At 58.8% G+C, this 26,530-nt stretch carries 28 protein-coding genes; 9 read left to right on the forward strand and 19 right to left on the reverse strand.

The annotated features are described in order from the left end of the window. Nucleotides 1-19: 19 nt before the first annotated feature. From odhB to sdhC, 12 genes are all read right to left on the reverse strand, one after another. Nucleotides 20-1,249 (reverse strand): 2-oxoglutarate dehydrogenase complex dihydrolipoyllysine-residue succinyltransferase, encoded by a 1,230-nt coding sequence (gene odhB / locus G6L01_RS15180; protein ID WP_070164318.1) that lies wholly within the window; start codon nt 1,247-1,249, stop codon nt 20-22. Between the two features lie 57 nt (nt 1,250-1,306). After that, complete coding sequence (locus tag G6L01_RS15185; RefSeq protein WP_070164317.1) at nt 1,307-4,303, reverse strand: 2-oxoglutarate dehydrogenase E1 component; 2,997 nt, start codon at nt 4,301-4,303, stop codon at nt 1,307-1,309. Between the two features lie 172 nt (nt 4,304-4,475). Beyond that, nucleotides 4,476-5,378, reverse strand: coding sequence for a succinate--CoA ligase subunit alpha (gene sucD, locus G6L01_RS15190; RefSeq protein WP_015917395.1), 903 nt, complete (start codon nt 5,376-5,378; stop codon nt 4,476-4,478). Continuing rightward, entirely contained in the window at nt 5,378-5,758 is a 381-nt protein-coding gene (locus G6L01_RS15195) for a hypothetical protein (protein ID WP_070152909.1), read from the reverse strand. The genes sucD and G6L01_RS15195 overlap by 1 nt, the downstream gene beginning before the upstream one ends. A 4-nt stretch (nt 5,759-5,762) precedes the next feature. Then, entirely contained in the window at nt 5,763-6,959 is a 1,197-nt protein-coding gene (gene sucC / locus G6L01_RS15200) for an ADP-forming succinate--CoA ligase subunit beta (RefSeq protein WP_015917397.1), read from the reverse strand. A gap of 123 nt (nt 6,960-7,082) precedes the next feature. After that, complete coding sequence (mdh, locus tag G6L01_RS15205; protein ID WP_015917398.1) at nt 7,083-8,045, reverse strand: malate dehydrogenase; 963 nt, start codon at nt 8,043-8,045, stop codon at nt 7,083-7,085. Between the two features lie 179 nt (nt 8,046-8,224). Then, the gene (zapE, locus tag G6L01_RS15210; protein ID WP_070164316.1) at nt 8,225-9,388 is read right to left on the reverse strand and encodes a cell division protein ZapE; all 1,164 of its coding nucleotides are present in this window, start codon (nt 9,386-9,388) and stop codon (nt 8,225-8,227) included. Nucleotides 9,389-9,468: 80 nt separating this feature from the next. Then, on the reverse strand, nt 9,469-9,981 hold the full coding sequence (locus tag G6L01_RS15215; protein ID WP_070164315.1) for a protease inhibitor Inh/omp19 family protein: 513 nt from the start codon (nt 9,979-9,981) through the stop codon (nt 9,469-9,471). Between the two features lie 265 nt (nt 9,982-10,246). Beyond that, a complete protein-coding gene (locus G6L01_RS15220) occupies nt 10,247-11,026 on the reverse strand; it encodes a succinate dehydrogenase iron-sulfur subunit (protein ID WP_070164314.1) in 780 nt (259 codons plus the stop codon). Between the two features lie 15 nt (nt 11,027-11,041). After that, the gene (gene sdhA / locus G6L01_RS15225; protein ID WP_071206120.1) at nt 11,042-12,898 is read right to left on the reverse strand and encodes a succinate dehydrogenase flavoprotein subunit; all 1,857 of its coding nucleotides are present in this window, start codon (nt 12,896-12,898) and stop codon (nt 11,042-11,044) included. A gap of 6 nt (nt 12,899-12,904) precedes the next feature. Continuing rightward, a complete protein-coding gene (gene sdhD, locus G6L01_RS15230; RefSeq protein ID WP_015917403.1) occupies nt 12,905-13,285 on the reverse strand; it encodes a succinate dehydrogenase, hydrophobic membrane anchor protein in 381 nt (126 codons plus the stop codon). A gap of 12 nt (nt 13,286-13,297) precedes the next feature. Then, nucleotides 13,298-13,690: a succinate dehydrogenase, cytochrome b556 subunit gene (sdhC, locus tag G6L01_RS15235; RefSeq protein WP_015917404.1), complete on the reverse strand. Its 393-nt coding sequence runs from the start codon at nt 13,688-13,690 to the stop codon at nt 13,298-13,300. A 315-nt stretch (nt 13,691-14,005) separates the two neighbouring features. On the opposite strand from sdhC, the gene G6L01_RS15240 reads away from it, so the two are divergent. After that, a complete protein-coding gene (locus tag G6L01_RS15240) occupies nt 14,006-14,344 on the forward strand; it encodes a hypothetical protein (RefSeq protein ID WP_139190191.1) in 339 nt (112 codons plus the stop codon). 15 nt (nt 14,345-14,359) lie between these two features. Here G6L01_RS15240 and G6L01_RS15245 read toward each other — a convergent pair whose 3' ends face one another. Genes G6L01_RS15245 through tsaD form a run of 5 tightly spaced genes read right to left on the reverse strand, consistent with a single transcriptional unit; the run spans nt 14,360 to nt 17,848 of the window. Further along, nucleotides 14,360-15,004: a class I SAM-dependent methyltransferase gene (locus G6L01_RS15245; protein WP_070164417.1), complete on the reverse strand. Its 645-nt coding sequence runs from the start codon at nt 15,002-15,004 to the stop codon at nt 14,360-14,362. A gap of 11 nt (nt 15,005-15,015) precedes the next feature. Beyond that, nucleotides 15,016-15,447: an EVE domain-containing protein gene (locus G6L01_RS15250; RefSeq protein ID WP_070164311.1), complete on the reverse strand. Its 432-nt coding sequence runs from the start codon at nt 15,445-15,447 to the stop codon at nt 15,016-15,018. A gap of 5 nt (nt 15,448-15,452) precedes the next feature. Continuing rightward, nucleotides 15,453-15,746: a YciI-like protein gene (locus tag G6L01_RS15255; protein ID WP_070164310.1), complete on the reverse strand. Its 294-nt coding sequence runs from the start codon at nt 15,744-15,746 to the stop codon at nt 15,453-15,455. Between the two features lie 18 nt (nt 15,747-15,764). Further along, nucleotides 15,765-16,754 (reverse strand): NAD(P)H-dependent glycerol-3-phosphate dehydrogenase, encoded by a 990-nt coding sequence (locus G6L01_RS15260; RefSeq protein ID WP_070164309.1) that lies wholly within the window; start codon nt 16,752-16,754, stop codon nt 15,765-15,767. Next, nucleotides 16,751-17,848 (reverse strand): tRNA (adenosine(37)-N6)-threonylcarbamoyltransferase complex transferase subunit TsaD, encoded by a 1,098-nt coding sequence (tsaD, locus tag G6L01_RS15265; protein ID WP_070164308.1) that lies wholly within the window; start codon nt 17,846-17,848, stop codon nt 16,751-16,753. Before tsaD ends, G6L01_RS15260 begins: the two co-directional genes overlap by 4 nt. 85 nt (nt 17,849-17,933) lie before the next feature. Between tsaD and hemC the strand changes: the two genes are divergently transcribed. From hemC to G6L01_RS15295, 6 genes are all read left to right on the forward strand, one after another. Further along, complete coding sequence (gene hemC / locus G6L01_RS15270; RefSeq protein WP_070164307.1) at nt 17,934-18,863, forward strand: hydroxymethylbilane synthase; 930 nt, start codon at nt 17,934-17,936, stop codon at nt 18,861-18,863. Between the two features lie 4 nt (nt 18,864-18,867). Beyond that, nucleotides 18,868-19,584: a uroporphyrinogen-III synthase gene (locus G6L01_RS15275; RefSeq protein WP_070164306.1), complete on the forward strand. Its 717-nt coding sequence runs from the start codon at nt 18,868-18,870 to the stop codon at nt 19,582-19,584. A gap of 94 nt (nt 19,585-19,678) precedes the next feature. Continuing rightward, a complete protein-coding gene (locus tag G6L01_RS15280; RefSeq protein WP_071206118.1) occupies nt 19,679-21,013 on the forward strand; it encodes a COG4223 family protein in 1,335 nt (444 codons plus the stop codon). 5 nt (nt 21,014-21,018) lie between these two features. Continuing rightward, nucleotides 21,019-22,605, forward strand: a complete 1,587-nt coding sequence (locus tag G6L01_RS15285; protein WP_070164304.1) for a heme biosynthesis protein HemY — start codon at nt 21,019-21,021, stop codon at nt 22,603-22,605. Between the two features lie 9 nt (nt 22,606-22,614). Then, nucleotides 22,615-23,127 carry a tellurite resistance TerB family protein gene (locus G6L01_RS15290; protein WP_070164303.1) on the forward strand — a complete coding sequence of 171 codons (513 nt, stop codon included), beginning with the start codon at nt 22,615-22,617 and terminating at the stop codon, nt 23,125-23,127. Then, a complete protein-coding gene (locus G6L01_RS15295; RefSeq protein ID WP_070164302.1) occupies nt 23,117-23,881 on the forward strand; it encodes a glutamine amidotransferase in 765 nt (254 codons plus the stop codon). Before G6L01_RS15290 ends, G6L01_RS15295 begins: the two co-directional genes overlap by 11 nt. 6 nt (nt 23,882-23,887) lie before the next feature. On the opposite strand, the gene G6L01_RS15300 is transcribed toward G6L01_RS15295, so the two are convergent. Continuing rightward, a complete protein-coding gene (locus G6L01_RS15300; protein WP_156584329.1) occupies nt 23,888-25,126 on the reverse strand; it encodes an MFS transporter in 1,239 nt (412 codons plus the stop codon). A gap of 140 nt (nt 25,127-25,266) precedes the next feature. On the opposite strand from G6L01_RS15300, the gene G6L01_RS15305 reads away from it, so the two are divergent. Both G6L01_RS15305 and G6L01_RS15310 read left to right on the forward strand, forming a co-directional pair. Further along, nucleotides 25,267-25,557 carry a YggT family protein gene (locus G6L01_RS15305; RefSeq protein ID WP_015917418.1) on the forward strand — a complete coding sequence of 97 codons (291 nt, stop codon included), beginning with the start codon at nt 25,267-25,269 and terminating at the stop codon, nt 25,555-25,557. Continuing rightward, on the forward strand, nt 25,554-25,868 hold the full coding sequence (locus tag G6L01_RS15310; RefSeq protein WP_070164300.1) for a DUF167 domain-containing protein: 315 nt from the start codon (nt 25,554-25,556) through the stop codon (nt 25,866-25,868). Before G6L01_RS15305 ends, G6L01_RS15310 begins: the two co-directional genes overlap by 4 nt. 6 nt (nt 25,869-25,874) lie before the next feature. On the opposite strand, the gene ppa is transcribed toward G6L01_RS15310, so the two are convergent. Then, the gene (ppa, locus tag G6L01_RS15315) at nt 25,875-26,408 is read right to left on the reverse strand and encodes an inorganic diphosphatase (RefSeq protein ID WP_070164299.1); all 534 of its coding nucleotides are present in this window, start codon (nt 26,406-26,408) and stop codon (nt 25,875-25,877) included. Between the last annotated feature and the right edge of the window lie 122 nt (nt 26,409-26,530).

The raw sequence follows: 26,530 nt of genomic DNA on the forward strand, positions 1-26,530 counted from the left end.
TTTCATCGCTTGCGAAGAATTAGAGGTCCAGAACCAGACGTTCCGGATCTTCAAGGCTTTCCTTGACGCGCACGAGGAAGGTCACGGCTTCCTTGCCGTCAACGATCCGGTGGTCGTAGGACAGCGCCAGATACATCATCGGACGGATCACGATCTGGCCACCGACCACGACCGGACGATCCTGGATCTTGTGCATGCCCAGAATACCGGACTGCGGTGCATTGAGGATCGGCGAAGACATCAGCGAACCATACACACCACCATTGGTGATGGTGAACGTGCCGCCCTGCATGTCGGCCATGGAGAGCGAACCATCACGGGCAGCCTTGGCAAGACGACCGAGATCCTTTTCGACTTCCGAAATCGACATCTGGTCCGCATCGCGGATCACAGGAACAACCAGGCCCTTGTCGGTGCCGACGGCCATTCCGACATGGCAGTAGTTCTTGTAGATGATATCGGTGCCGTCGATCTCAGCGTTGACGGCAGGCAGTTCCTTCAGGGCGTGGGTGACGGCCTTGGTGAAGAAGCCCATGAAGCCCAGCTTGACGCCATGCTTCTTTTCGAAAATGTCCTTGTATTTGTTGCGCAGGCTCATCACTGCCGACATGTCCACCTCGTTATAGGTGGTCAGCATGGCAGCCGTGTTCTGCGCATCCTTCAGGCGCTTGGCAATGGTCTGGCGCAGGCGGGTCATCTTGACGCGCTCTTCGCGCGATGCATCGTCGGCAGACGACACCGGACGCGGCGCAGCAACCGGGGCTGGAGCAGCGGCAGGCGCCGTTGCACCCTTTGCGACAGCGGCGATCACATCGCCCTTCAACACCTGGCCACGCTTGCCGGAGCCATCCACCTGATCGGCGGAGATATTGTTTTCAGCCAGCATTTTCGCTGCGGCCGGCGCTGCCGGCATGGCGGAGCCTGCAGCCGGAGCGGCAGGGGCCGCCTGTGCAGGTGTAGCAGCTGGCGCCGGGGCAGCAGCAGGAGCAGGTGCAGCCGCACCAGCCGATGCGCCCTCGGCGATCTGGCCGAGCAGAGCGCCAAGACCAACCGTTTCACCGTTCTGGGCGACGATTTCGGTCAGAACGCCCGAAGCGGGACAAGGGACTTCAACCGTTACCTTGTCGGTTTCCAGTTCCACGAGCGGCTCGTCCGCCTTGACGACATCGCCGACTTTCTTGAACCAGGTGCCGACGGTGGCTTCGCTGACGGATTCACCCAGAGTGGGGACGCGGATTTCAGTGGCCATGATGATAAATTCCGTTGATCGATATGGATTTCGAGCGAAAGGGTGGACCCGGCGGCATCAGCCGCCGAGTGCGTCCTCCAGGAAGGCTTGCAGCTGGGCGAGGTGCTTGGACATCAGGCCCGTTGCCGGAGAGGCGGCAGCCGGACGGCCGGTATAGCGCACGCGCTGATACTTGGCGTCGATGTGAGCCAGCACCCATTCCAGGTAAGGATCGATGAAGGACCAGGCCCCCATGTTCTTCGGCTCTTCCTGGCACCAGACCATTTCCGCATTGCGGAAGCGGCTGAGCTCATTGATCAGCGCCTTGGCCGGGAACGGATAGAGCTGTTCGATACGCAGCAGGTACACATCGTCGATGCCACGCTTTTCGCGCTCTTCCAGCAGGTCATAGTAAACCTTGCCGCTACACATCACCACGCGGCGGATCTTGGCATCCTTCTGGAGCTTGATCGGACCGTCCTTGATGATCTCGGCATCATCCCACAGCAAGCGATGGAACGAGCTTTCGCCTGCCATTTCCGCCAGGGTCGACTGGGCCCGCTTGTGGCGCAGCAGCGACTTCGGCGTCATCAGGATCAGCGGCTTGCGGAAGTCGCGTTTCACCTGACGGCGCAGGATATGGTAATAATTGCTCGGCGTCGTGACGTTAGCCACCTGCATATTGTCTTCAGCGCACATTTGCAGCCAGCGCTCCAGACGAGCCGAAGAGTGTTCCGGTCCCTGACCTTCATAGCCATGCGGCAGAAGGCAGACGAGGCCGGACATGCGAAGCCACTTGCGTTCACCCGACGAGATGAACTGGTCGAACACCACCTGGGCGCCGTTGGCGAAGTCACCGAACTGGGCTTCCCACAGGGTCAGTGCATTCGGGCGGGCCAGAGAATAGCCGTATTCGAAGCCAAGCACGGCCTCTTCCGACAGCATCGAATTGATGACTTCGTAGCGGGCCTGGTTAGGTGCGAGGTTGGCCAACGGAATGTAGCGATCCTCGGTTTCCTGATCGTAGAGTACCGAATGACGCTGGCTGAATGTGCCGCGCTCGCAATCCTGACCGGACAGGCGGATCTTGTGGCCTTCGACGACCAGCGAACCGAAAGCCAGGGCCTCGGCCATCGCCCAATCGATACCTTCGCCGGTCTCGATCATCTGGGCGCGGTTTTCCATGAAGCGCTGGATGGTGCGATGCGCTTTGAAGCCATCAGGAATGGTCGACAGCTTGCGACCGATCTCCTTCAGGGACTTCATCGGCATGGCTGTCTTGCCGCGACGCTGCTCATCGGCATTGTCGGCAGCGCGAAGACCGGACCAGACGCCATCCAGCCAGTCAGCCTTGTTGGGCTTGTAGGACTGGCCAGCCTCGAATTCCTGCTCAAGATTGGCGCGCCAATCGGCTTTCATCTTTTCAAGATCGCCTTCGGTAATCACGCCTTCAGCAATCAAGCGATCGCCATAGACCTGAACAACGGTCTTGTGGGCACGAATTTCCTTGTACATCTTTGGCTGGGTAAACGAAGGTTCATCACCTTCATTATGGCCAAAGCGGCGGTAGCAGAACATGTCCACAACCACAGGCTTGTGGAACTTCATGCGGAATTCAGTCGCCACCTTGGCGGCATAAACCACAGCTTCCGGATCGTCCCCATTCACATGGAAGATCGGCGCTTCGATCATCTTGGCCACATCCGATGGATAAGGCGACGAGCGCGAGAAGCCCGGATTGGTGGTAAAGCCGATCTGGTTATTGATGATCACATGCATCGTGCCAGCCACGCGGTGACCGCGCAGACCAGACAGGCCAAGAATTTCAGCCACAACGCCCTGACCCGCAAAGGCCGCGTCGCCATGCAGCAGCAATGGAAGAACCTTGGCGCGTTCCTTCAGCGGAATCACGTCGCCTTCCCAGACTTTGGCCAGCTGGTCCTGCTTGGCGCGAGCCTTTCCCATCACCACGGGGTTGACGATTTCCAGATGCGAGGGGTTGGCCGTCAGCGACAAGTGAACCTTGTTGCCATCGAATTCGCGGTCGGACGAGGCACCCAGATGGTACTTCACGTCGCCGGAGCCTTCGACTTCATCAGGCTTGAACGAACCGCCCTTGAACTCGTGGAACACGGCGCGATGCGGCTTGTGCATCACATTGGTCAATACGTTCAGACGACCGCGATGCGCCATGCCGAGCACGACCTCTTCGAGACCTTCCTGACCACCGCGCTTGATAATCTGCTCCAGCGCCGGGATCAGCGATTCGCCGCCATCCAGACCAAAGCGCTTGGTGCCCTTGTACTTCACATCAATGAACTGCTCGAAGCCTTCAGCCTCAACCAGCTTTTGCAGAATGGCTTTCTTGCCCTCGACGGTAAAATCAACACCTTTATCGGGGCCTTCGATGCGCTCTTGAATCCAGGCCTTTTCTTCCGGATTGGAAATGTGCATGAATTCGAAACCGAGCGTCGAGCAATAGGTGCGCTCAAGAATTTCGATCATCTCACGCACGGTGGCATATTCCAGCCCCAGAACGTTATCGATGAAGATCTTGCGGTCAAAATCAGCGTCAGTAAAGCCGTAGGACGATGGCGACAGCTCGTTGTAATCTTCAACCGCCGTGGCAATGCCGAGCGGGTCGAGCTTGGCATGCAAATGACCGCGCATGCGATAAGCGCGGATCATCATGATAGCGCGTACGCTATCACGGGTCGCCTGCAACACTTCGGTTTCAGAAACTGGCTTGCCTGTGGTTACGGCTGCGGCTTCAGCCTTGCCCTTGACCTTGGTTTCAATGGCCTTTTCAACCAGACCCCAATTGCCGTCCAGCGCCGAAACCAGATCGGTGCGGGGCGTCAGCGGCCAATTGCTCCGCTGCCAGGAGGCTCCCTTGGCCGCCTTTTTCACGTCGCTTGGATTATCGCCCAGCGCCTTGAAGAAGGATTGCCACTCAGGCGATACCGAACCCGGATCGTCTTCGTAACGCGCATAAAGCTGCTCGATATAGATCGCATTCGATCCGTCCAGGAACGAGGTGATCTGAAACTGCTCGTTGGCTTCTTGCCTTGCCATGGTTTTTTGCGGGCCTCGTGCCCGCCTCCCGACTTGAGGTCATCACCGAACTATTCGACCGAATATTCGGCTTGTCGAATATCTGCCAGTCAAGGCTTGCGCTCGGCTGGACTTTAAATGCCTGCACGGGCAGACGCCATAAAGACGTCTGCCCGCTCATCTCTATGTGGTCTCAGCCCTTGAGAACTTCAACCAGCGTCTTGCCAAGGCGGGCTGGCGAGGGCGAAACCCGAATGCCAGCCGATTCCATAGCTTCGATCTTGTCTTCCGCGCCGCCCTTGCCGCCAGAGATCACAGCGCCTGCGTGACCCATGGTGCGACCGGGAGGTGCCGTACGACCAGCGATGAAGCCAACCATCGGCTTCTTGCGGCCCTTCTTGGCTTCGTCCTTGAGGAACTGTGCAGCTTCTTCTTCCGCAGAGCCGCCGATTTCACCGATCATGATGATCGACTTGGTGGCTTCGTCTGCGAGGTACATTTCCAGGATGTCGATAAACTCGGTGCCCTTGACCGGGTCGCCGCCGATGCCGACAGCCGAGGTCTGGCCGAGGCCTTCGTTCGAGGTCTGGAACACGGCCTCATAGGTCAAAGTGCCGGAACGCGACAACACGCCAACCGAACCCTTGCGGAAGATCGAACCCGGCATAATGCCGATCTTGCATTCTTCCGGCGTCATCACGCCCGGGCAGTTGGGGCCGATCAGGCGCGACTTGGACTTGTCGAGGCGAGCCTTGACCTTGACCATGTCGGCAACCGGAATGCCTTCCGTGATGCAGACGATCAGCGGAATTTCAGCTTCGATGGCTTCGATGATTGCAGCAGCAGCACCGGCTGGCGGTACGTAGATCACCGATGCATTGGCGCCTGTGACGTCCTTGCCTTCGGCAACGGAAGCGAAGATCGGCAGGGTTTCACCCTTGGAGCCGGTCCAGTTGCTACCGCCCTTGGCCGGATGAATACCGCCGACCATTTTGGTGCCGTAATAGGCAAGCGCCTGCTCGGTATGGAAAGTGCCGGTCTTGCCGGTCAGGCCCTGTACGAGAACCTTGGTGTCTTTATTGATCAGAATCGACATTACTCGGCTTCCTCTTCCTCGAATTCGAGGGGTTCAAATGCCTCAAAGGCGTCATTGGAAAAGCGATAGCCCATGCCCTTGGCCGGCTTCTGCGTCAGTTGCTTCTCAAGGCTCTTGGACCATTGGGTAAAGAACCAATCGAACTGGCCGTCGCCCTTGGCAATGGCAAGCTCGCCCTTCCAGACATAGAGGCTCGCGTCCTTGGACTTGTCAGCGAAATAGGCGAGCGCATCGTCATTGTCGTTGAAATGCACCCAACGCTCGGCGACGTCGCCATCGGTTGGAAGCTCGCTGTCGAAGCAGACGAAGTAGCACAGATTGATATCTGTCTCATTCGGGCCAAAAGGCTGGCGCTTCACGGTCTTGGATGTATCGGCCATCAGATCACGCTGCCTTCACGGCTGCGACGATCTTCTGCGCAGCATCATCCAGATCATCCGCCGAAATGACGTTGAGACCGGATTCGTTGATGATTTTCTTGCCCAGCTCGACATTGGTGCCTTCGAGGCGAACGACGAGTGGAACGGTGAGACCGACGTCCTTGACGGCAGCCAGAACGCCTTCGGCAATCACGTCACACTTCATGATACCGCCGAAGATGTTGACCAGAATGCCCTTCACAGCCGGATCGGCAGTGATGATCTTGAAGGCTGCCGTAACCTTTTCCTTGGTCGCACCGCCACCAACGTCAAGGAAGTTTGCCGGCTCAGCACCATAGAGCTTGATGATGTCCATGGTTGCCATGGCGAGACCAGCACCGTTGACCATGCAGCCAATGTTGCCGTCGAGAGCAACGTAAGCCAGATCATACTTGGACGCTTCGATTTCCTTGGCGTCTTCTTCGGTCTTGTCGCGCAGAGCCACAACGTCTTCGTGACGGAACAGAGCGTTGCCATCGAAAGACATCTTGGCGTCGAGAACGCGCATACGACCGTTCTTCATGACGATCAGCGGGTTGACTTCCAGCAGAGCCATGTCCTTTTCGACAAAGGCTTTGTACAGGATCGGGAACAGCTTTTCAGCGTCAGCCTTGGCTTCGCCTTCGAGCAGCAGAGCCGCTGTCAGGGCTTCGAGATTGGCAGCCGTTACACCAGCTTCTGGATCAATCGCAACGCTGATGATCTTTTCTGGGGTGTCGTGCGCAACCGTTTCAATGTCCATGCCGCCTTCGGTGGAAACCACGAAAGCAACCTGACCAACAGCGCGGTCTACGAGCAGCGACAGATAAAGTTCGCGCTCGATGTCTGCACCGTCTTCGATGTAGAGGCGGTTGACCTGCTTGCCGGCAGGGCCGGTCTGGTTGGTCACCAGCGTGTTGCCGAGCATTTCAGCAACATGCGACTTCACTTCATCAATCGAGAAAGCCAGGCGAACGCCGCCCTTGGCATCCGGGCCAAGTTCCTTAAACTTGCCCTTGCCGCGACCACCAGCGTGGATCTGGCTCTTGACGACATAAAGCGGGCCAGGAAGCTGCTTTGCGGCCGCCTCAGCTTCATCGGCGGAAAAGATTGCCACACCTTCGGCAACCGGTGCGCCAAAGCTCTTCAGCAGAGCCTTGGCCTGATATTCATGAATATTCATCGTCTGGTCCTGTGTTCGGAGCAATTCCAGAACCAGCGGTCATGCCGCCCGGCTTAGAACTGCGTTAAAACCATGCGCGGCTGCGCCATCATCCGCAGATGAAGGCGCAGCCGCCAAAGGCGATTACTTGAGAGCCGGAGCGATATTGATGCAGGCTTCGCAGAGACCGGCGACAGCGCCGACCGACTTCTGGAAGGCGGCTTCCTCGTCCTTGTTCAGTTCGATCTCGATGACGCGCTCGACGCCGCCAGCACCAATCACCGTGGGCACGCCGACATACATGTCCTTGACGCCGTACTGACCGGTCAGGTGCGCAGCGCAAGGCAGAACGCGCTTCTTGTCCTTGAGGTAGGATTCAGCCATTTCAATTGCCGAAGCGGCTGGTGCGTAGAAAGCCGAACCGGTCTTCAGCAGGCCGACGATTTCGGCGCCGCCATCACGGGTGCGCTGAATGATCTCTTCCAGGCGTTCAGCGGTGACCCAGCCCATCTTGACCAGATCGGTCAGCGGGATACCGCCGACCGTGGAGTAACGAGCCAGCGGCACCATGGTGTCGCCATGACCGCCAAGCACGAAAGCGGTGACGTCCTGAACGGAAACGTTGAATTCTTCAGCCAGGAAAAGGCGGAAGCGCGAGCTGTCGAGCACGCCAGCCATGCCGACAACCTTGTTGGCGGGAAGGCCGGAGAACTTCTGCAATGCCCAGACCATGGCATCGAGCGGGTTGGTGATGCAGATCACGAAGGCGTTTGGCGCATATTTCTTGATGCCAGCGCCAACCTGTTCCATGACCTTGAGGTTGATGCCGAGCAGGTCGTCGCGGCTCATGCCGGGCTTGCGGGGCACACCAGCGGTGACGATGCAGACATCCGCACCTTCGATAGCGGCGTAGTCGCTCGAACCGGTCAGCTTGGCATTGAAGCCTTCAACGGGCGACGACTGCGCAATATCGAGACCCTTACCCTGCGGTACGCCATCGGCGATATCGAACAGGACGATGTCGCCCAGTTCTTTCAAGCCAGCCAGATGGGCCAGCGTACCACCGATCATTCCAGAACCAATAAGTGCGATCTTGTTGCGCGCCATTGAAGTGCTTCCTTTTAGATCCAAAACCAAGTCGGCCCTCCAATAGAGTGACCGGCCTTTGGGCCATTCGCATAGCGCGACCGGAAAAAAAGCGCAACCGATATTTATGAGAGCATATTTTTCAATCGTTTAGACTATAAAATTCTTACGTAAAGGTAAGATATTAAGTCATCAATTCTTCACATTTCGGCAATGCGGCCTGCATGCGCTTCGAGATATTCACGGCTACGCATCTCAAACAGCCGCGATGCCGTCCGGTCGAATTCGAACCCTTCGGTTCCTTTTCTGGCCGTCAGCAAGGCCTCCGGCTCGGCAGAAGCGCTGGCATGAACCCGCACATGATGGTCATAGAGTGCGTCGATCAGGATGATGAAGCGCTTCGTCTGATTGCGTTTTTCGGGCCCGAGATAGGGTATATGGTCTACGAAAATCGTATGAAACCGGTCCGCAAGCGCCAGGTAATCGGAGGCACCGAGCGGCTGCTCGCAAAGCTCGGCAAACGTGAAGCGCGCCATTTTACCAACCGCCCGTTTCACTGGCAGAAGCCTGCCCTTCATCTCGATATCCAAAGGCTTTTCCGCACGGCCTGCGGTCATCATTTTCCAGGCCCGGTCCATTTCCCGATCCGCTACAGCATCCGCAGGAGAGAGGTAGATCGGCAGCTGATCGGCCTTTTCCAGCCGGTAGTCGGTCGGCGAATCGAGCGAGAGGATCTCGACATATTGCTTGAGCAAGCCGATGAACGGCACAAACAGGCCCCGGTTCAACCCATCTGGATAGAGATTGTCCGGCTCGACATTGGAGGTCGCCACCAGAATGCAGCCGCGCGCGAACAGCTCGGTAAACAACCGCGATAGGATCATTGCATCGGCAATATCGGTAACGGTGAATTCATCAAAGCACAAAAGTCCGGCTTCGGCGGCTAGCTGCTCGGCCACCGGCGGCACGGGATCGGCCTGCTTTGTCTCGCCATTCTTGAGTTTCTGTCGATGGATGTGAATGCGATTATGCACATCGGCCATGAATTCGTGAAAATGCGCCCGCCGCTTCTTTTCCACGGGCGCCATACGAAAGAACAGGTCCATCAGCATGGTTTTGCCACGCCCGACGCTGCCATGCACATAAAGCCCCATGATTTTGGTTTGCGGCGCGCGATGCCGTGCAAAGATCCAGCCAAGCGCCGAGGACTTCTTCGCTGGCTTGCGTTCTTTCAATTGAAGCAGGATGCGATCGAGCCGGGCGGCAACCGCCATCTGGGCGGGATCGGCCATCAACTCCCCCGACAGGGTCCGCGCCTTCAGATCCTCGCTGACGCTGAGGGCATAATCGGGCACAGGCTGCATGTCGAACTCCGCGGAGGATATTGCCCGCCCCTATGGCATCAAAGGGCAGGCATCAGAATGAACGGCGGCTCAGCTCACTTTTACCGGCTGAGGCTGACAGGCTGGCCAGCACTGGTGGAGCCGTTGAAGCGATTGTCCGCCGTCTTGTAGAGAGTGCCGATCACATTGCCGTCGCGATCCTTCAGCATCAACTGCTTGTTGGCGACGTCCCAGGCACCCATCGTCGTCAGCGGACCGACGCAACCGCGCGTACCGCCGCGCGATCCACCGCCCAGATTGGTGAGGGTCAGGAACATGTCACAGCTGGACTGGCCATTGGCCACACGCCAATTGCCGACCATCTGTTCCTTGGTGAAATCGAGAGAGCTACCCGGCGGCGGCGCATTCGGTGTCAAGGCAGCGCTCTGGTTAGAGGTGGGGGCGACCGGAAACTGGCTTGCACCCGGAGGCGGCAATTGCCCCGACTGAACCTGGGGCACCGGCTGCGCTTGCAACGGCGGCAGCGATGAAGAGCCGTAATCGCTTGACGTGCGCTGACATCCGGCAAGAGAAAGCACGACCACCAGACCCGTCGCCGCAAATTTCAGTTTCATTCCAACACTCCCGGTTGCTTCATCATCGTCAGCCTTGACCTTTTGGTGCCAGCAATCATGCACCAAACGCCCGGAAACTAGCGTCAAAGCCGATTTAAAATCAAGGTGGAAGCGTATGCAACCGCCAGCTAATAACGCGATTGCGTCAAACAGATGGATATTTTCCGCACAAAAACCCGTGAGCCATCGGAAAAATGCTCCTGAAAAATGTCGCGACTGCGACATAAGCCCGCAGTGCCGCTCGCGGCACCGCGGGCAACTTTCGTCAAACGCGGCGCTCGACCATCATCTTCTTGATCTCAGCAATCGCCTTGGCCGGGTTGAGGCCCTTTGGACAGACTTGCGCGCAATTCATGATCGTATGGCAACGATAGAGCCGGAAAGGATCTTCAAGATTGTCCAGACGTTCGCCCTTGGCCTCGTCACGGCTGTCGATCAGCCAGCGATAGGCTTGCAGCAGCACGGCAGGGCCGAGATAGCGATCACCATTCCACCAATAGCTTGGGCAGGAGGTCGAGCAGCAGGCGCAGAGAATGCACTCATAAAGACCATCCAGCTTCTGCCGGTCGTCGTGGCTTTGCTTCCATTCCTTGGCCGGTGTCGGAGAAACGGTCTTTAGCCAAGGCTCAATGGAGCGATGCTGGGCATAGAAGGTGCTGAGATCCGGCACCAGATCCTTGACAACAGGCATATGCGGCAGCGGATAGACCTTCACGGTCCCCTTCACCTCGTCGGTGCCCTTGGTGCAGGCCAGCGTGTTGGTGCCATCGATATTCATCGCGCAGGAACCGCAAATGCCCTCACGACAGGAGCGGCGGAACGTCAGCGTCGGGTCGATCTTGTTCTTGATATAGAGAAGACCGTCGAGAACCATCGGGCCGCAATCATCCATATCGACATAATAGGTGTCGAGGCTTGGATTTTTGTCGTCATCGGGGCTCCAGCGATAGATCTGGTATTCCCGCAGGTTCTTTGCACCTGAAGGCTTTGGCCAGACCTTGCCCGGCTTGATCTGAGAATTCTTGGGAAGCGTCAGTTCAACCATGTCGATATCCTCACATCAATAAACGCGGGCCTTGGGCTCGATCTTCTTGGGATCGATCCCATCCGCCAGAAGCTCGGTATGTACAGGACGGTAGTCCAGCTTCACATCGCCTGCCTCATTGACCCAGGCCAATGTGTGCTTGCGCCAGTTGACGTCGTCGCGGCCACCGAACGGGCCATCGACAAAGTCCTCGCGGGCGTGAGAACCACGGCTTTCCTTGCGGGCTTCCGCGCCATAGACTGTCGTGATGGCATTGGCCATCAGATTGTGCAATTCCAGCGTTTCCACCAGATCGGAATTCCAGACCAGCGACCGGTCGGTCACCTTGATGTCGGGCATTTCCTTCCAGATTTCCGAGATCCGGCGGCAACCGCTTTCCAGCGCTTCCTGGGTGCGGAACACGGCGGCATCTTCCTGCATGGCGCGCTGCATCTTGTCACGCAGCACGGCAGTCGGCGTCGAGCCGCTGGAATGACGGATGGCGTCGAACCGCTCCATGATCTTGTCGCAGGCGGCGATGTTCAATGCCGGGATCGGCGAGACCCTATCGATCACTTCGGCAGCGCGGATGGCCGCGGCACGGCCAAACACCACGAGGTCGATCAGCGAATTGGAACCAAGACGATTGGCGCCATGCACCGAAGCGCAACCGGCTTCACCGACAGCCATCAGGCCGGGTGCGATCCGCTCGGGGTTTTCAGCATCGGCATTCAGCACTTCGCCCCAATAATTGGTCGGAATGCCACCCATATTGTAGTGAACGGTTGGCAGAACCGGGATCGGCTCGCGGGTCACATCGACGCCGGCAAAAATCTTGGCGCTCTCGGAAATGCCCGGCAGGCGCTCATGCAGTACGGCTGGATCGAGATGGTCGAGATGCAGGTAGATATGATCCTTGTTCTTGCCGACGCCCCGGCCCTCGCGGATTTCCAGGGTCATGCAGCGCGAGACAACGTCACGCGAGGCAAGATCCTTGGCCGATGGGGCATAGCGTTCCATGAAACGCTCACCCTCGGAATTGACCAGATAGCCGCCTTCGCCGCGCGCGCCTTCGGTGATCAGACAGCCGGCACCGTAAATACCGGTTGGGTGGAACTGTACGAATTCCATGTCCTGAAGCGGCAGACCGGCGCGGGCAATCATGCCGCCGCCATCGCCGGTGCAGGTATGGGCAGACGTTGCCGAGAAGTAGGCGCGGCCATAACCGCCGGTCGCCAGCACCACCATCTTGGCGGAGAAGCGATGGATCGTGCCGTCATCGAGGTTCCAGGCCACGACGCCGGTGCAACGGCCATCCTCGGCCATGATCAGGTCGAGGGCGAAATATTCGATGAAGAATTCAGCGTTGTGCTTCAGGGATTGACCATAAAGCGTATGCAGAATGGCGTGGCCGGTCCGGTCGGCGGCAGCACAGGTGCGCTGTACCGGCGGACCTTCGCCGTAATTCTGCATATGACCACCGAAGGGGCGCTGATAGATCTTGCCTTCTTCATTACGCGAGAAGGGCACGCCGTAATGTTCCAGCTCATAGACCGCCTTTGGCGCTTCCATGGCTAGATATTGCATGGCGTCCACGTCGCCCAGCCAGTCAGAGCCCTTGACGGTATCGTAAAGATGCCACTGCCAGCAATCCGGCGTCATGTTGTTGAGCGAAGCGGCAATGCCGCCTTGGGCTGCAACCGTGTGGGAGCGGGTCGGGAAAACCTTGGTGATACAGGCGGTCTTGAAACCCTGCTCGGCCATGCCGAGCGTGGCGCGCAGGCCAGCACCACCGGCGCCGACAACGACCACGTCATAAGCGTGATCGACATAGGTATATGTGCGGCCATTGATGGTTGGGCCGGACTTGGAAGAAGAACTTGTCGCTGCCATGATGAATTATCCTACAAACGCGATCTTGAGGATGGCGAAAAGACAGAGCGCACCCGTGATGACCACGAAAAATGTGTTGAGCATCATCAGCCCCATTTTCATAACTTCGTTATGAATATAGTCGGCGATGATTTCCTGCATACCGATCTTCATGTGGATCAGGCCGGAAAGCACGACCAGTCCCATGATAACCGCCACGAGAGGGTTCGACAAAGCGGACACGACATCGGCATAGGGTGCGCCGGCATGGGTCAGCATGAAAATGATGAAGAACAGCATGAGCGGCACGTTGGCGATGGCCGTCAGGCGCTGGCGCCAGAAATGTTCCGTGCCGTCCTTTGCGGAGCCGAGACCGCGAACTTTACCGAGCGGTGTACGCATATCCATGATTAAAATCCCTCAGCGGATGATGAACGCGACGACCCAGACCAGAACGGTCAGGACGACGGATGCAACGGCTGTCGCCTTGGCAAGCTTGGTGTTGAAGTGCTTCTCCAAACCATAGCCCAGGTCCCATGCGAAATGACGCATGCCACCCAGCATGTGGTGGATCAGCGCCCAGCTGAAGCCGAACAGAATGATCTTGCCGATGAACGTCCCCATGAACCAGGAGACCCAATCGTAATAATCCGCTCCCGTCGAGGCGGCGATCAGCCACCAGGCAACCAGCGCGGTCCCAAAATACAAGGCTCCGCCGGTAATGCGATGCACGATGGACATCAACATTGTCGGAACAAGCTTGTAGATTTGCAGATGCGGCGACAAAGGCCGTTGTTTTGTCACGTTCGCCATCTCGTCCTCACGGCGTTCAAGTGCATTCCACCTTTGGAATGGAAGGGATATAGGGCGCTCCTTCATGGAGTGCAGTGCGTCAAATTGGACCTTTAATCCTCCGATTGATGCAGGACAAGGCGGATTTGAAACTGGCTTTCAATTTAATCGATTGGCAAGCCCCTGATCAGGCGCCACTCCGACCAAAGACGCATGGCGCGACAATAAACAGCAGTTCTTAAGAAAATCGACCAGATAGCTGGAATGACTTGATTTTCCCATGGTTCAAATTAATCTCTTGTTAACCACATTCTGATGGGGACCGGAGAAAAAACCTTGGCTGCCACTGGTAAAATCACCCGTATCAAAGCTCACGTCCTGGCCTTGGCCTGCGGATGTTTGCTGGCCCAGGCCGCCTATGCGGGCGGCACAAGTGACAGTGCCGCTTATCATGGCCAGCAGAGAGGGTCGCATACCGGTTCAGCGGCGGGATCGATCATCGGGATCGGCACCCCCGGTGGCACTTATACTCTTGGTGTTTCTGCCTGGCGCTACGACAGGAGTAGCCAAAACTCCACCCCTCTGGCTCCAAAGGCCAAGATCATCGACGTCAAAGCTCAGCTGGAAGCCTCGCCCTGCACCTACCAAGCAGGCGTTTGCATCATACGCCCCTGACCGATTCGGACCCGATCAGCAAAACTTCCAGACGGTGGTTTTCTTCACCTCGCTGTCTTCGAGCATCCGCGTGACCGGAACCTGGTAGGTCGCCAAGGCCTGCATCCGATCAGTCGGGCAATAGCTTCGCCCGGGATCGCCGACCAGGATATCGATCCCCTGCCCGCACAGCGTTGAAAACCAGGCTACCAATCGGTCGGCAAAGCTCTTGTCGTAGAAAACATCGCCAGCCAGAAGCAGGTCGGCATCCAGTGTCTGGCCGACCAGATCCTTACCGCAGAAACCAAGTTCCACCCCGTTCTCCGCTGCATTGAGGGCAATTGCCGCGTGTACGAAGGGATCGATATCCACGCACAGCACCGACGCGGCCCCAGCCTTGGCGGCGGCAATGGCAACCAGACCGGAACCGCTGGCGAAATCCACCACCCGCTTGCCCGCCACAAGCTGCGGATTATCGAGGATATGACGCGCCAAGCCCTGACCACCGGCCCAGGCAAAGGCCCAGAACGGCGGCGGCAAGCCGATTTCCGCCAGATCTTCCTCGGTTTTCAGCCAGAGATCATGCACTTCGGTTGCCAGATGCAACCGGATTTCCGGCACATTTGGCGGTGCGACAAGATCGGTATTGTCAAGGATGAATCGCTGAGGATCGATCTTCACAGGTGAAACGCTCACACCGGCGGGTTTTCAAGCCCGCCCATGCGGCAAATCTCGAAATACTCCTCCTCGGTCACCGGCTGTACCGAAAGCCGCATCGAGGTCACCAGCGCCATCTGCGCCAGTTTCGGATTGGCCTTGACGTCCTTCAGGGTCACCGGTTTTGGCATGTCCCGCACGGCGCGAATGTCGACGCAATCCCAACGGGCATCGCCTTCAGCGGTCGAATCAGGATGGGAAAGCGCGCAGACCTCGGTGATGCCAACCACTTCCAACCCCTCGTTGGAGTGGTAGAACAGGCCCTTGTCGCCGATCTGCATCGCCCGCATATTGTTGCGGGCCAGATAATTGCGCACCCCGGTCCATTCGGTGCCCGCCTCGCCCGCATCCTTCTGCATGGCCCATGACCACTTGAAAGGCTCGGATTTGTAAAGCCAGAAAGCCATGCGTCTCACGCCTCGGGATTGTTGAAGACCCAGTTATAGGGTTTGATGTCAACGCTTTCGAACAGGCCAGCCTTGGCATAGGGGTCTTGCGCCGCGATTTCCTTGGCCGCAGCAAGGTCGTCCGCCTTGATCAGCAGCATCGAACCGCAGGGCTTGCCATCGCCATCCAGGAAAGGCCCACCGATTTTCAAAACGCCTTCAGCATTCAAACCGTTCAGCCACTCCACATGCGGCGGGCGGGTCGCCATTCGAAGGTCAAGATGGTTGGGCTTATCGGCGCAGATCACAGCAAACAGCATGGCTCGTCTCCTCAAAAATTATTCCGTGGTAATCGGGCGGGTCATCAGCGCATCGACCGCCCGGTCAATATCCAGCACACCATCGATGATGGCGGCAACAGCCTGGGTAATCGGCATGGCGATAGCGTGGTGTTCAGCAAGGCGGGCGGCAACGGCAGCGGCAAAGGCACCCTCGACCAGACCGCTGCTGCCAAGCTGGCTTTGCTCACCCTTGGCAAGGGCAATACCATAACGCAGGTTGCGGGATTGATGGCTGGTGGCCGTTAGGACCAGATCGCCAAGGCCCGACAGGCCGCGCACCGTATCCGCCTTGCCGCCCATGGCGACGACCAGCCGCGACATTTCCGCAAGACCGCGCGAAATCAACGCTGCCCGGGCTGATTCACCCAATCCACGACCCTCGACGATGCCGCAGGCAATCGCCAGCACATTCTTCAGCGCCCCGCCAAGTTGCACGCCGATCCGGTCGTCGGCGGCATAAAGCCGGAATGTCCGGGTGGACAGCGTGCGGGCGAGTTCCTCCGCCATGTCAAGATTGTCAGCCGCCAGCGCCATCGCGGTCGGCAGGCCACGGGCGATATCCATGGCAAAACCTGGTCCCGACAGAACCGCGACAGGATGATGTGGTAATTTTTCTTCCAGCAATTCGGTCAGCAGCCGGGAGCTTGCCCGGTCGATGCCCTTGGCACAGGTGACCACCATGGCCTCTGCGGAAAGATAGGGACCATAGGTCGCCGCCGCATCGGCCTGCGCCTGCGAGGGCATCGCAAACAACACGATATCGGCATCCGCCAGCACATCCGGCTCGAAGGCGAATTCCAGCCCGAAAGGCAAGGCAACCCCCGGCAGAGCTGCGTCATGCATGCCATCGGTCCTGAGATCGGCCATTAAGGAGGGGTCGCGGCCCAGCAAAGTGACCTTGGACCGCCCTTCCAACGCCATGACAGCCGCCAGCGCCGTGCCAAAGGCGCCAGCACCGATCACCGCAATGTGATGATGTCCACTCATGCTTTCGCGCCCCGTTTGCCGGACCCAAGCAGCGTCGCTGCATTGCCGTCCAGAGGCCAGCGGGCGCGCGGCGAGACCGAGAGGTCATCCGCCGGAAAGCCATGGGCCAACCGTTCCAGCCCAGCCCAGGCGATCATCGCCGCATTGTCGGTGCAAAGATGATGCGGTGGGGCGATGAAGCGAAACCCGTGCCGATCGCATAGCATCTGCAAGGCACCACGCAATGCCTGATTGGCGGCCACACCACCGGCCACCACCAAAGCGGGCTTGGTCTCAAGGCCAGGATATTCCGTATTGAACCGCTCCAGCCCCCGGCCGATCCGATCGTCCATGGTGCGGGCGATCGCGCGCTGGAAAGAGGCACAAATATCGGCGATATCGGATTCGCTGACCGGCGCTGCCGCCTGTGCCGCCTGCCGCACCGCTGTCTTCAGCCCGGAAAAGGAAAAATCCAGCCGCGCCTCACCCACCAGCGGGCGCGGAAAGCTGAAGCGTTTTTCATTGCCGTGAAGGGCGGCGCGTTCCACCGCCGGGCCACCCGGATAGGGCAGGCCGAGCAGTTTGGCGGTCTTGTCAAATGCCTCACCAAGCGCATCGTCGATGGTGGTGCCCCAACGCTGGTAATCGCCAACACCGCGCACCAGAACCAACTGGGTATGACCTCCGGAGACCAGCAGCATCAGATAGGGAAAGGTGACATTATCCGTCAGCCGCGCCGTCAGCGCATGGCCTTCCAGATGGTTGATGGCATAAAGCGGCTTTCCCGCCGCCCGGGCAATCGCCTTGCCGGTCATCAAACCGACGATCAGCCCGCCGATCAGGCCGGGACCGGCGGTGGCGGCCACGGCATCGATATCGCTCAACCGCATATCAGCCTTGGCCAGCGCCTCTTCCACCAGCGTATCCAGCGCCTCGACATGGGCGCGGGCAGCGATTTCCGGCACGACGCCACCATAGACGCTGTGTTCGTCCAGCTGGCTCAACACCACATCAGATACGATTTCGCCGCGCCCATCATCATGGCGCAGAACGATAGCGGCTGCGGTTTCATCGCAGCTGGTTTCGATGCCGAGAATCTTCAAAGGACCTGTCATGGAGGCTGAGTTGCGTCGATTTGATTGATTGCGAGGAAGAGCAAACATGGTTACGAGAACCTCCGGTAACAATGGATGACTTCGGATGCAAACGAAACCTTTCCGCATCGGCACACGCGGCAGCCCTTTGGCGCTGGCCCAGGCCCATGAAACCCGCGAACGTCTGGCGGAGGCCCACGGCCTTTCGCCTGATATGTTTGAGATCGTCGTCCTGTCGACCACCGGCGACCGCATTACCGACCGGTCTTTGGCTGAAATCGGCGGCAAGGGCCTGTTCACCCTGGAGCTAGAGCAGCAATTGCTCTCCGGCGGGCTGGACTTTGCCGTGCATTCCTCCAAGGACATGCCAACGGCCCTTCCAGATGGGCTGGAGATTTCCGCCTATCTGCCACGGGAAGACATGCGCGATGCCTTTATCGGCCGCACGGCACCGAAGCTGCTGGAGCTTACCGAGGGCGCTGTCATCGGCTCGGCCTCGCTGCGGCGTCAGGCACTGATTCGCAGGCTTCGGCCTGACCTTCAGGTCATCACATATCGCGGCGCGGTGGAGACCCGGCTTCGCAAGCTGGCCGCAGGCGAGGTCGATGCCACGCTGCTGGCCGTGGCCGGTCTGAAGCGGTTGGACAAGGAAACCGTGATTACCGAATATCTCGATCTCGAACGCTTTCCGCCCGCCCCGGCCCAAGGGGCGATCTGCATCGAAGCGCGGGTCGATGACCGTCGCATCCAGGATCTTCTGGCTCCGATCAATCATCGCCCGACATTTGACGCGGTTTCCTGTGAGCGCGCCTTTCTGGCCGCGCTGGACGGCTCCTGTCGCACACCGATTGCCGGTTATGCGATATCGGATGGCGAAACGATCCGCCTGACAGGCACGATCCTGACGCCGGATGGACAGGTCTCCCATTCGGTCGAGGCCGAGGGCCGCTGCGCCGATGGACTGGCACTCGGCTGGTCGGCGGGCGAAAAGGTAAGGGACAAAGCCGGACCCGGCTTCTTCGAGGGATGGACCTGATAGCATGCGCGTTCTGTTGACCCGGACGGAGACCGCAAGCCGCAAGACGGCAGGCCGTCTCCGTGTCCTCGGTCACGAAGCTGTGCTCCTGCCGCTGGCCAAAGCCGGCCATCATGCCGATGAGGTGCTCAAAGCCCTCTCAAAACCGCATGCCGCCTTGGCCGTGACCAGTACAGAGGCGCTGCGCAGCCTTGCATCGCATGGCGAAGCGCTTCGTCCGCATTTCGAAACGCCGCTGTTTTCCGTGGGAGCGGCAACGGCTGATGCAGCCCGGGGCCTCGGTTTTCGCGCGGTGATCAGCGCTAAAGGCGATGGCGCCGCCTTGGCGCGCACAATTGCCAACGCCCGCATCGACTGGGCCGATCCGCTGCTTTATCTGGCCGGGCAGCCGCGCAAGCAGAGCCTGGAACAGGGCTTGCGCCAATCTTCCATTCCCTTTGATGTGGTGGAAGCCTATACTATGCAGGATTTGGCTTATGAGCCGGACGATATCATCGACCGGCTTGAAGGCAGGGCGGTAGATGCCGTGCTGCTCTATTCCGCAGAGACTGCCAGACGGTTCTTCGCCCTGCCTCTCTCGGGCGAAATTGCAGATCTCTTCGCATCCGCACACATTTTCTGCCTGAGTAAGGATATTGCAGAAAACGTCGCAAAACCGTTCAGGAACAGGGTTTCCGTTGCTCCCCACCCTCATGAGGAGGCCCTCCTTCGCCTCCTGTAAAACCACCGGACAAGTGGCAAATGCAGGCAAGCCCCTTTCCTTCCAGACGATCCCTGACTAATTTCATTCCACACCCATTGAAAACGAGGTTGCCATGGTTTCCGGAAAACCCCCACGCCGTTCCAAAACCACCGAAGAGCCGGTAACCATCGACCTGACGGCGACCCCTGTTCAGGCGCCGGAAACAGTGCCGAGCTCCAGCGAAGAGCCGATAAGTGAAAAGCCGGTAGAAGACACTGACCCTGCTTCCGCGCCCGCTACAGAGCTTGAGGTTCCGGTTGCGGCTGTCAAGGAAGACCAGAGCACAGCTCCAGCTGAAGCCGTGACGAGTGATCCTGAGCCAGCAAAGCAGGAGCAGGCACATTTCGGCGGTGAGACCTCGGCCTTTTCTCCGCCGCCGCCCGATGAACCCGGACCGCCGCCGATCGACGCCTCTTCGGAGGAACAGGCACCAGGACCAACCTCGCGCTCGTCATCGCGCACCACGTCGAGCCTGGTGGCCGCTGGTATTGTCGGCGGCCTGATCGCATTGATCAGCGCCAGCGCCTTGCAATATGCCGGCGTCTTGCCCTCCGCCGGAAGCGGCTCGAGCAAAGACGATAGCGCAATCAGCCAGCAGGTTTCAGCGCTTACCGCCGATGTCGAGCGCCTCAAGGCAGGGACGGCCAATGGGTCAGCTTCGGGCGATCTATCCGGTCTCGAGAGCCGTTTGACGCAACTGGAATCGGGCCAGCAGCAAAATGCCGTGGACCCCGCCGCCGTCAGCGACTTGCAGGCAAAGCTTGCCAGCGCCAATCAGGCAATAGACCAGCTGAAATCGGATCTTGCCGGTCGGGTGGAAAAGCTCACCGAAAACCAGACGGAAGTTTCCGAGAAGGTGAGCGCCATCGAAACCAAGATCAACAAGCCGCGTGACGACATCGAAGTCGCCCGCGCCATTGCCGCCTCGGCTTTGAAGACCGCCGCAGACCGCGGCGGGCCGTTCCTGGCCGAGCTGCGCACGCTGGGTAGCATTGCACCGGAAGACACTGCCATTGCCGCCCTGGAACCCTATGCGACCACGGGCGTCACCTCCCGCGCCGAGCTGCAACGGCAATTCGGCCCGGTTGCCGACAAGATCCTCTCGACCATCAACGCGCCTGCGGAAAGCGCCAATATCGGTGAGCGTCTTTGGGCCAGCGCCATGTCGGTGGTCAAAGTCCGGCCAGTCGGCAATGTCGAAGGTGATAGCGCCTCGGCGATTGTTGCGCGCATTGAGGACAAGATCCGCAATGGCGACCTGAAGGGTGCGGCAGCCGAATGGGACAGCCTGCCGGAGGCGGGGCGCACCGTCTCTGCCGAGTTCAAGAAGGCGCTCGACGCCCGTATTACCGTTGAAAACCAGGTTTCCGACGCGCTGGCCCGTGCCGTCGCCGGACGGCAAGGATAAGCATCATGGTCCGTATCATAGTCTATATCCTGATCGTCCTGGCGCTTGGCTTCGGTTTTTCCTGGCTTGCCGATCGTCCAGGTGAGTTGCAGATTGTCTGGCAGGGCCAGTTGATTGAAATGAGCCTGACGGCGGCGGCCACGATGATCGTCGCCATCGTTGCTGTCGTGATGATTGGCTGGTGGCTGGTGCGCACGCTCTGGACCTCGCCGCATTCGATGCGCCGCTATTTCCGCGCTCGCAAGCGTGACCGAGGCTATCAGGCGATCTCGACCGGCCTGATCGCCGCAGGCGCTGGCAATGCCGCGCTGGCGCGGCGGATGAGTGCCCGCGCCCGTGGCCTGGTGCGTGCCGATCAGGAACCATTGATCATGGTGCTGGAAGCACAGGCCGCCCTGATCGAGGGCAAGCATGACGATGCACGGCGGATCTATGAGCAGATGGTCGCCGATCCCGAAACCCGTGAGCTTGGCCTGCGCGGTCTCTATGTGGAGGCAACGCGGCTAGGGGCGCATGAGGCTGCGCGGCAATATGCCGAAAGGGCTGCCGAGGATGCGCCTTATCTGCCCTGGGCTGCCAAGGCTGCTTTGGAATATCGATGCCAGACCAGTGCCTGGAACGAGGCCATTCATCTTCTGGATCAACAGCGCGTCGCAGGCGTCCTGGCCCGGTCGGAAGCCGACCGGCTGAAAGCCGTGCTGCTGACCGCAAAAGCCATGGACCAGCTGGACGGCGATCCGGCAGCCGCCCGCGACAATGCCATGAATGCGCTGAAACTCGCCAAGGATCTTGTGCCTGCCTCCGTGACCGCCGCCCGCGCCCTGCTGCGGGAGGATAATCTGCGCAAGGCGGGCTCGGTGCTGGAAACCGCCTGGAAACTTGCTCCCCATCCAGACATCGCCAGCCTCTATGTACGGGCACGCGGTGGTGACGGCGCGGTCGACCGGCTGAAGCGGGCCGAGCGGCTGGAGCAGGTCAAGCCCAACAATGTCTATTCACTGCTGGTGGTTGCGGAAATGGCCCTTGAGGCGCGGGACTTCACCAAGGCACGCGCCAAGGCCGAAGCGGCAGCCCGGATGCAGGCCAGCGAACGGGCTTTCCTGCTGCTGGCCGATATCGAGGATGCCGAAACCGGCGACCAGGCCCGCATCCGCTACTGGATGGCGCAGGCGCTGAAAGCACCGCGTGATCCTTCCTGGGTAGCCGATGGCCAGGTCTCGGAAAAATGGTTACCCTATTCGCCTGTCAGCGGCAGGCTCGACGCCTTCGAATGGAAGATCCCCTATGCCCAGCTCTCCGGGCCGGTGGAAGACGGCACAGTGATCAGCGGCGCTGCCGCCTTGGCCGAATTGCCGCCGCTTGGACAGGGCGAGAAACCTGCATCCTCCATTCCGGCACGCAAGATTGACACGCTGCCGGAAAATACCGAGGCCGCAGCTGTAGCTCCCTCGTCCAGTCAGCCGCCTGCATCACCAAAGCCTGCGCCGAAAAACCACGAGCCGGAGCCATTCTTCGGCGGCCCGCCGGATGATCCGGGCGTGCGCGATGCCAGCCGCAATTCTGACGAGAAAACCCGGCTCAACCTGTTTTAAGGATCATTCATGCTGGAGCGCCTCAATACTTTTTTCCAAAGCTTTATCGCTGGCGAACAAGACAATGAATTCGACGGCAATGACACGAGGGTGCTGATCGTCGCCCTGTGTTTCCAGGTGATGGAAGCCGATGGAACCATCAGCGCCGCCGAACGAAAAAGCCTGAAAAAGAGCATCAAGGACCATTACGATCTGGATCGCAGCAAGATCGAAGCCTTGCTGGAGGCAGGCCAGCAGGCGGAAAGTGAAGCGGTGGACTATTACCGCTTCACCTCGGAATTGAAGCGCCGTCTCGATGAAAACCAGCGGCTGGAACTGGTCAGCGTGCTCTGGGACATCGTCTATGCCGATGGCATGCGCAACGAGATGGAAGATCATATCCTTTGGCGAGTCGCCGACCTGCTTGGCGTCTCGGACCGGGATCGGATTTTGGCCCGGCAAAAGGCGGCGGAGCGGGCGGGACAAAAGGCGGATGGCCAGGCCGGAGATGAACAGGTCGCTGGAGATGCGGATGCTTCATGATCCGGCACGAATACGGCCCGCGCACCGTCCGGTCCTGGTCGTTCTGCATCAGGAGCGATCCAGCGCCGGTCGTGTCGGCCAGTTGCTGGTGGAAAAAGGCTTCCCCCTCGACATCCGCCGCCCGGTGCTCGGTGATCCGCTGCCCGATACGCTGAGCGCCCACAGCGGCGCCGTGGTATTCGGCGGGCCGATGAGTGCCAACGATCCTGATCGTTTCGTGCATGACGAGATAGACTGGCTATCCGTGCCGCTCAAGGAGAACCGGCCTTATCTAGGCATTTGTCTCGGTGCGCAAATGCTCGCCCGGCATCTGGGCGCCAAGGTCAATGGCCATGACCGGGAACTCGTAGAAATCGGCTGGTATCCGATCCAGCCGACCACCCATGGCCGATTGCTGATGAAATGGCCGAAAATGGTCTATCATTTTCACCGCGAAGGGTTCGACCTGCCGCATGGCGCAACGCTGCTGGCCACCGGCGATATCTATCCCAATCAGGCGATCCGTTACGGCGAAAAAGCCTTTGGCATCCAATTTCATGCAGAACTGACGCGGGCGATGATGCAGCGGTGGGTGGTGCATGGCGCGTCACGCTTTTCCATGCCGAACGCCCAGGCTGGCCGCGACCATCTGGAAGGACGCATGCTGTTCGATGCCCCGCTCAAGGCCTGGCTATCGGATTTTCTTGATCTGGTGTTTGCTGAGGAAGCTCAGTCCGCCAATCAGCATCAAAAGACTGATAAACAGCCAGCCTGATCGCAATCAGGTCTTCTCTGGAGCTTCCAGCGTGTCAATAGTGCGCAGCTTCGGAAAGGTCAGCGCCCAGATGATCGAGACGGCAAGCGTTCCGACGCCGCCGACAACCACCGCTCCGACCGGTCCGATCAGATGCGCCATGGTACCGGCCCGGAACTCCCCCAGCTCGTTGGAGGCGCCGATAAACACCGAATTGACGGCATTGACCCGGCCACGCACCTGATCCGGCGTCCAGAGCGCCAGCAGCGTTTCGCGAACATAGACCGAGATCATGTCGCCTGCGCCAAGCACGGCAAGGGCGATGGCTGAAATCCACCAGACTTTGGAAACCCCAAAAACGATCGTTGCAATGCCGAAAATCGCAACACCGACAAACATCAACAGTCCAGCCTTGTGGCGAATAGGAAAGGTCGCGAGGAAAGTCGCCATCAAGATCCCACCGATACCGGGAGCAGAGCGCAAAATTCCAAGCCCGAGAGGTCCCATGGTCAGGATGTCAGATGCATAGATCGGCATCAGCGCCAGCGCGCCACCCAACAGGACTGCGAAAAGATCCAGTGAAATTGCCCCCAAAACCACTTTCTCATGGCGGATGAACTTAAATCCAGCCAGCAGATACGTCAGGGTCTTTGGTTCATTGGATGTTTTTTTCGCAGACTTTGGCACCAATATAATAAACAGCAGACCTGCTGCCATGAACGCAAGTGACACACCATAAGCAACATTTGCCCCAAAACCATAAAGCAAACCGCCTGCGACCGGCCCGAGGATGGACGCGATCTGCCAGGAAGATGCATTCCAGGCAAAGGAATTGGCGAGGTCCTTTTCAGGCACCATATTGGCCGCCAGGGATTGCACTGCAGGGCCCATAAAAGCCCGCTCAATGCCAAAAATCGTCATGATGATCAAAACGGGAAGGGGCGCAAAAGCACTGTTGATCGTCATAACCAGCAACAGGGCGACACAGGCCGCGCTCACACCCAGACAAATTGCGACGATCATCCGTCGATTAAAATGGTCCGCGACTGTCCCCGTCACCAGCACCAGCAACAGCGCCGGCAAGAACTGCACCAACCCGATCAGGCCGAGGTAGAGGGCATTGCCGGTAACCTCATACATCTGCCAGCCAACCGCGACGCTGACGATTTGCATGGCAAAGGCAGCGAGAAACCGTGCGAAGAAGAATTTCGTATAGGCGGAATGGCGAAATGCAGCGAAACGATCTTCGGACTGGGAAATGGACATCAGCTATTTTCCTGGCCGGATAGGTCCGGCAATGGCGGCATAACTTGCGTTAAACATGAATGGCGATAGCTGGCAAGGCGACACTTGCCCGTTTCGGCCTCAATGTCTACATGTCTGTCAACTGACAAATGGAGACAGACATGCTTGCCCTGTTGCAGACGATTGATCTCGCCCTCAATCTTTATACCTGGATCCTGATCGCCAGCGCGATTTTTTCCTGGCTCTACGCATTCAACGTGATCAATTCCAGCAACCGATTCGTCAACCAGATCGGCCTGTTTCTGTTCAACGTCACCGAACCGGCGCTGCGTCCCATCCGCCGCATCATGCCCAATCTTGGCGGCATCGACATTTCGCCGATCATCCTGCTGCTGATCATCTTCTTCATCCGCTCGCTGATGTGGAACACGATTGCCCCCATGCTGCTGTGAGCCATTGCTATCGGCGTTTCGATGATCACATCCGCCTTGCCGTCCGGCTGACGCCGAATGGCGGACGTGATGGGATTGATGGTGTCGACGTCAATGCGAATGGTGAAGCCCACTTGAAAGTGCGGGTCAGCGACGTGCCGGAAAAGGGCCGGGCCAACAAGGCATTGATCGTCCTTCTGGCCAAGCGGCTCGGCATCGCCAAATCCGCCGTCAGCCTGATCTCCGGCGATACCGCGAGACAAAAAATCCTCCGGATCGATGGCGACCCGGAGGATTTGATTGGTAGGCTGGAAGCGATCATTGCCGCGTGAGGCAAATCAGGCTTCTTTCTTGGCGCGCTCGATCGATTCGAGGATCAGCTTCTTGGCCACATTGACATCGCCCCAATCGCCGATCTTCACCCATTTGCCGGGTTCCAGATCCTTGTAATGCTCGAAGAAATGCTTGATCTGAGCGAGCGTGATTTCCGGCAGGTCAGTGTAATTCTGCACCTTGTCATAGCGACGGGTCAGCTTGGGAACCGGCACGGCCAGGATCTTTTCGTCCATGCCGCCATCGTCTTCCATCATCATCACGCCGATCGGGCGGACATTGATGACGCAGCCGGGCACCAACGGGCGGGTATTGCAGATCAGCACGTCCAGCGGGTCACCGTCCAGGCACAGCGTATGCGGCACGAAGCCGTAATTACCGGGATAATGCATCGGCGTATAGAGAAAGCGGTCAACGATCAGCGTACCGGCTTCCTTGTCCATCTCATACTTGATCGGCTGGCCACCGACCGGCACCTCAACGATGACGTTGATATCTTCCGGCGGATTCTTGCCGATCGCAATCGCATCAATACGCATGTCTAACCCCATGGGATGGTTGAAATCCCCGGTGTCGTAAAGGGTTTCTTAAACCAAAGCAACCATTTGCAACAGGCGGCCCCAATAAAGGACGCAATCAAGGTAAAGAGTTGCAGGGCCGC

The sequence above is a fragment of the Agrobacterium vitis genome (genome assembly GCF_013337045.2).
Classification (GTDB): Bacteria; Pseudomonadota; Alphaproteobacteria; order Rhizobiales; family Rhizobiaceae; genus Allorhizobium; species Allorhizobium vitis_B.

Excerpts from the sequence above, each read along its gene's own strand:
- odhB (WP_070164318.1), bottom strand. The coding sequence starts at position 1,249 with ATGGCCACTGAAATCCGCGTCCCCACTCTGGGTGAATCCGTCAGCGAA.
- G6L01_RS15185 (WP_070164317.1), bottom strand. The coding sequence starts at position 4,303 with ATGGCAAGGCAAGAAGCCAACGAGCAGTTTCAGATCACCTCGTTCCTG.
- sucD (WP_015917395.1), bottom strand. The coding sequence starts at position 5,378 with ATGTCGATTCTGATCAATAAAGACACCAAGGTTCTCGTACAGGGCCTG.
- G6L01_RS15195 (WP_070152909.1), bottom strand. The coding sequence starts at position 5,758 with ATGGCCGATACATCCAAGACCGTGAAGCGCCAGCCTTTTGGCCCGAAT.
- sucC (WP_015917397.1), bottom strand. The coding sequence starts at position 6,959 with ATGAATATTCATGAATATCAGGCCAAGGCTCTGCTGAAGAGCTTTGGC.
- mdh (WP_015917398.1), bottom strand. The coding sequence starts at position 8,045 with ATGGCGCGCAACAAGATCGCACTTATTGGTTCTGGAATGATCGGTGGT.
- zapE (WP_070164316.1), bottom strand. The coding sequence starts at position 9,388 with ATGCAGCCTGTGCCCGATTATGCCCTCAGCGTCAGCGAGGATCTGAAG.
- G6L01_RS15215 (WP_070164315.1), bottom strand. The coding sequence starts at position 9,981 with ATGAAACTGAAATTTGCGGCGACGGGTCTGGTGGTCGTGCTTTCTCTT.
- G6L01_RS15220 (WP_070164314.1), bottom strand. The coding sequence starts at position 11,026 with ATGGTTGAACTGACGCTTCCCAAGAATTCTCAGATCAAGCCGGGCAAG.
- sdhA (WP_071206120.1), bottom strand. The coding sequence starts at position 12,898 with ATGGCAGCGACAAGTTCTTCTTCCAAGTCCGGCCCAACCATCAATGGC.
- sdhD (WP_015917403.1), bottom strand. The coding sequence starts at position 13,285 with ATGGATATGCGTACACCGCTCGGTAAAGTTCGCGGTCTCGGCTCCGCA.
- sdhC (WP_015917404.1), bottom strand. The coding sequence starts at position 13,690 with ATGGCGAACGTGACAAAACAACGGCCTTTGTCGCCGCATCTGCAAATC.
- G6L01_RS15250 (WP_070164311.1), bottom strand. The coding sequence starts at position 15,447 with ATGGCTTTCTGGCTTTACAAATCCGAGCCTTTCAAGTGGTCATGGGCC.
- G6L01_RS15255 (WP_070164310.1), bottom strand. The coding sequence starts at position 15,746 with ATGCTGTTTGCTGTGATCTGCGCCGATAAGCCCAACCATCTTGACCTT.
- G6L01_RS15260 (WP_070164309.1), bottom strand. The coding sequence starts at position 16,754 with ATGAGTGGACATCATCACATTGCGGTGATCGGTGCTGGCGCCTTTGGC.
- tsaD (WP_070164308.1), bottom strand. The coding sequence starts at position 17,848 with ATGACAGGTCCTTTGAAGATTCTCGGCATCGAAACCAGCTGCGATGAA.
- hemC (WP_070164307.1), top strand. The coding sequence starts at position 17,934 with ATGCAAACGAAACCTTTCCGCATCGGCACACGCGGCAGCCCTTTGGCG.
- G6L01_RS15275 (WP_070164306.1), top strand. The coding sequence starts at position 18,868 with ATGCGCGTTCTGTTGACCCGGACGGAGACCGCAAGCCGCAAGACGGCA.
- G6L01_RS15280 (WP_071206118.1), top strand. The coding sequence starts at position 19,679 with ATGGTTTCCGGAAAACCCCCACGCCGTTCCAAAACCACCGAAGAGCCG.
- G6L01_RS15285 (WP_070164304.1), top strand. The coding sequence starts at position 21,019 with ATGGTCCGTATCATAGTCTATATCCTGATCGTCCTGGCGCTTGGCTTC.
- G6L01_RS15290 (WP_070164303.1), top strand. The coding sequence starts at position 22,615 with ATGCTGGAGCGCCTCAATACTTTTTTCCAAAGCTTTATCGCTGGCGAA.
- G6L01_RS15295 (WP_070164302.1), top strand. The coding sequence starts at position 23,117 with ATGCTTCATGATCCGGCACGAATACGGCCCGCGCACCGTCCGGTCCTG.
- G6L01_RS15300 (WP_156584329.1), bottom strand. The coding sequence starts at position 25,126 with ATGTCCATTTCCCAGTCCGAAGATCGTTTCGCTGCATTTCGCCATTCC.
- G6L01_RS15305 (WP_015917418.1), top strand. The coding sequence starts at position 25,267 with ATGCTTGCCCTGTTGCAGACGATTGATCTCGCCCTCAATCTTTATACC.
- ppa (WP_070164299.1), bottom strand. The coding sequence starts at position 26,408 with ATGCGTATTGATGCGATTGCGATCGGCAAGAATCCGCCGGAAGATATC.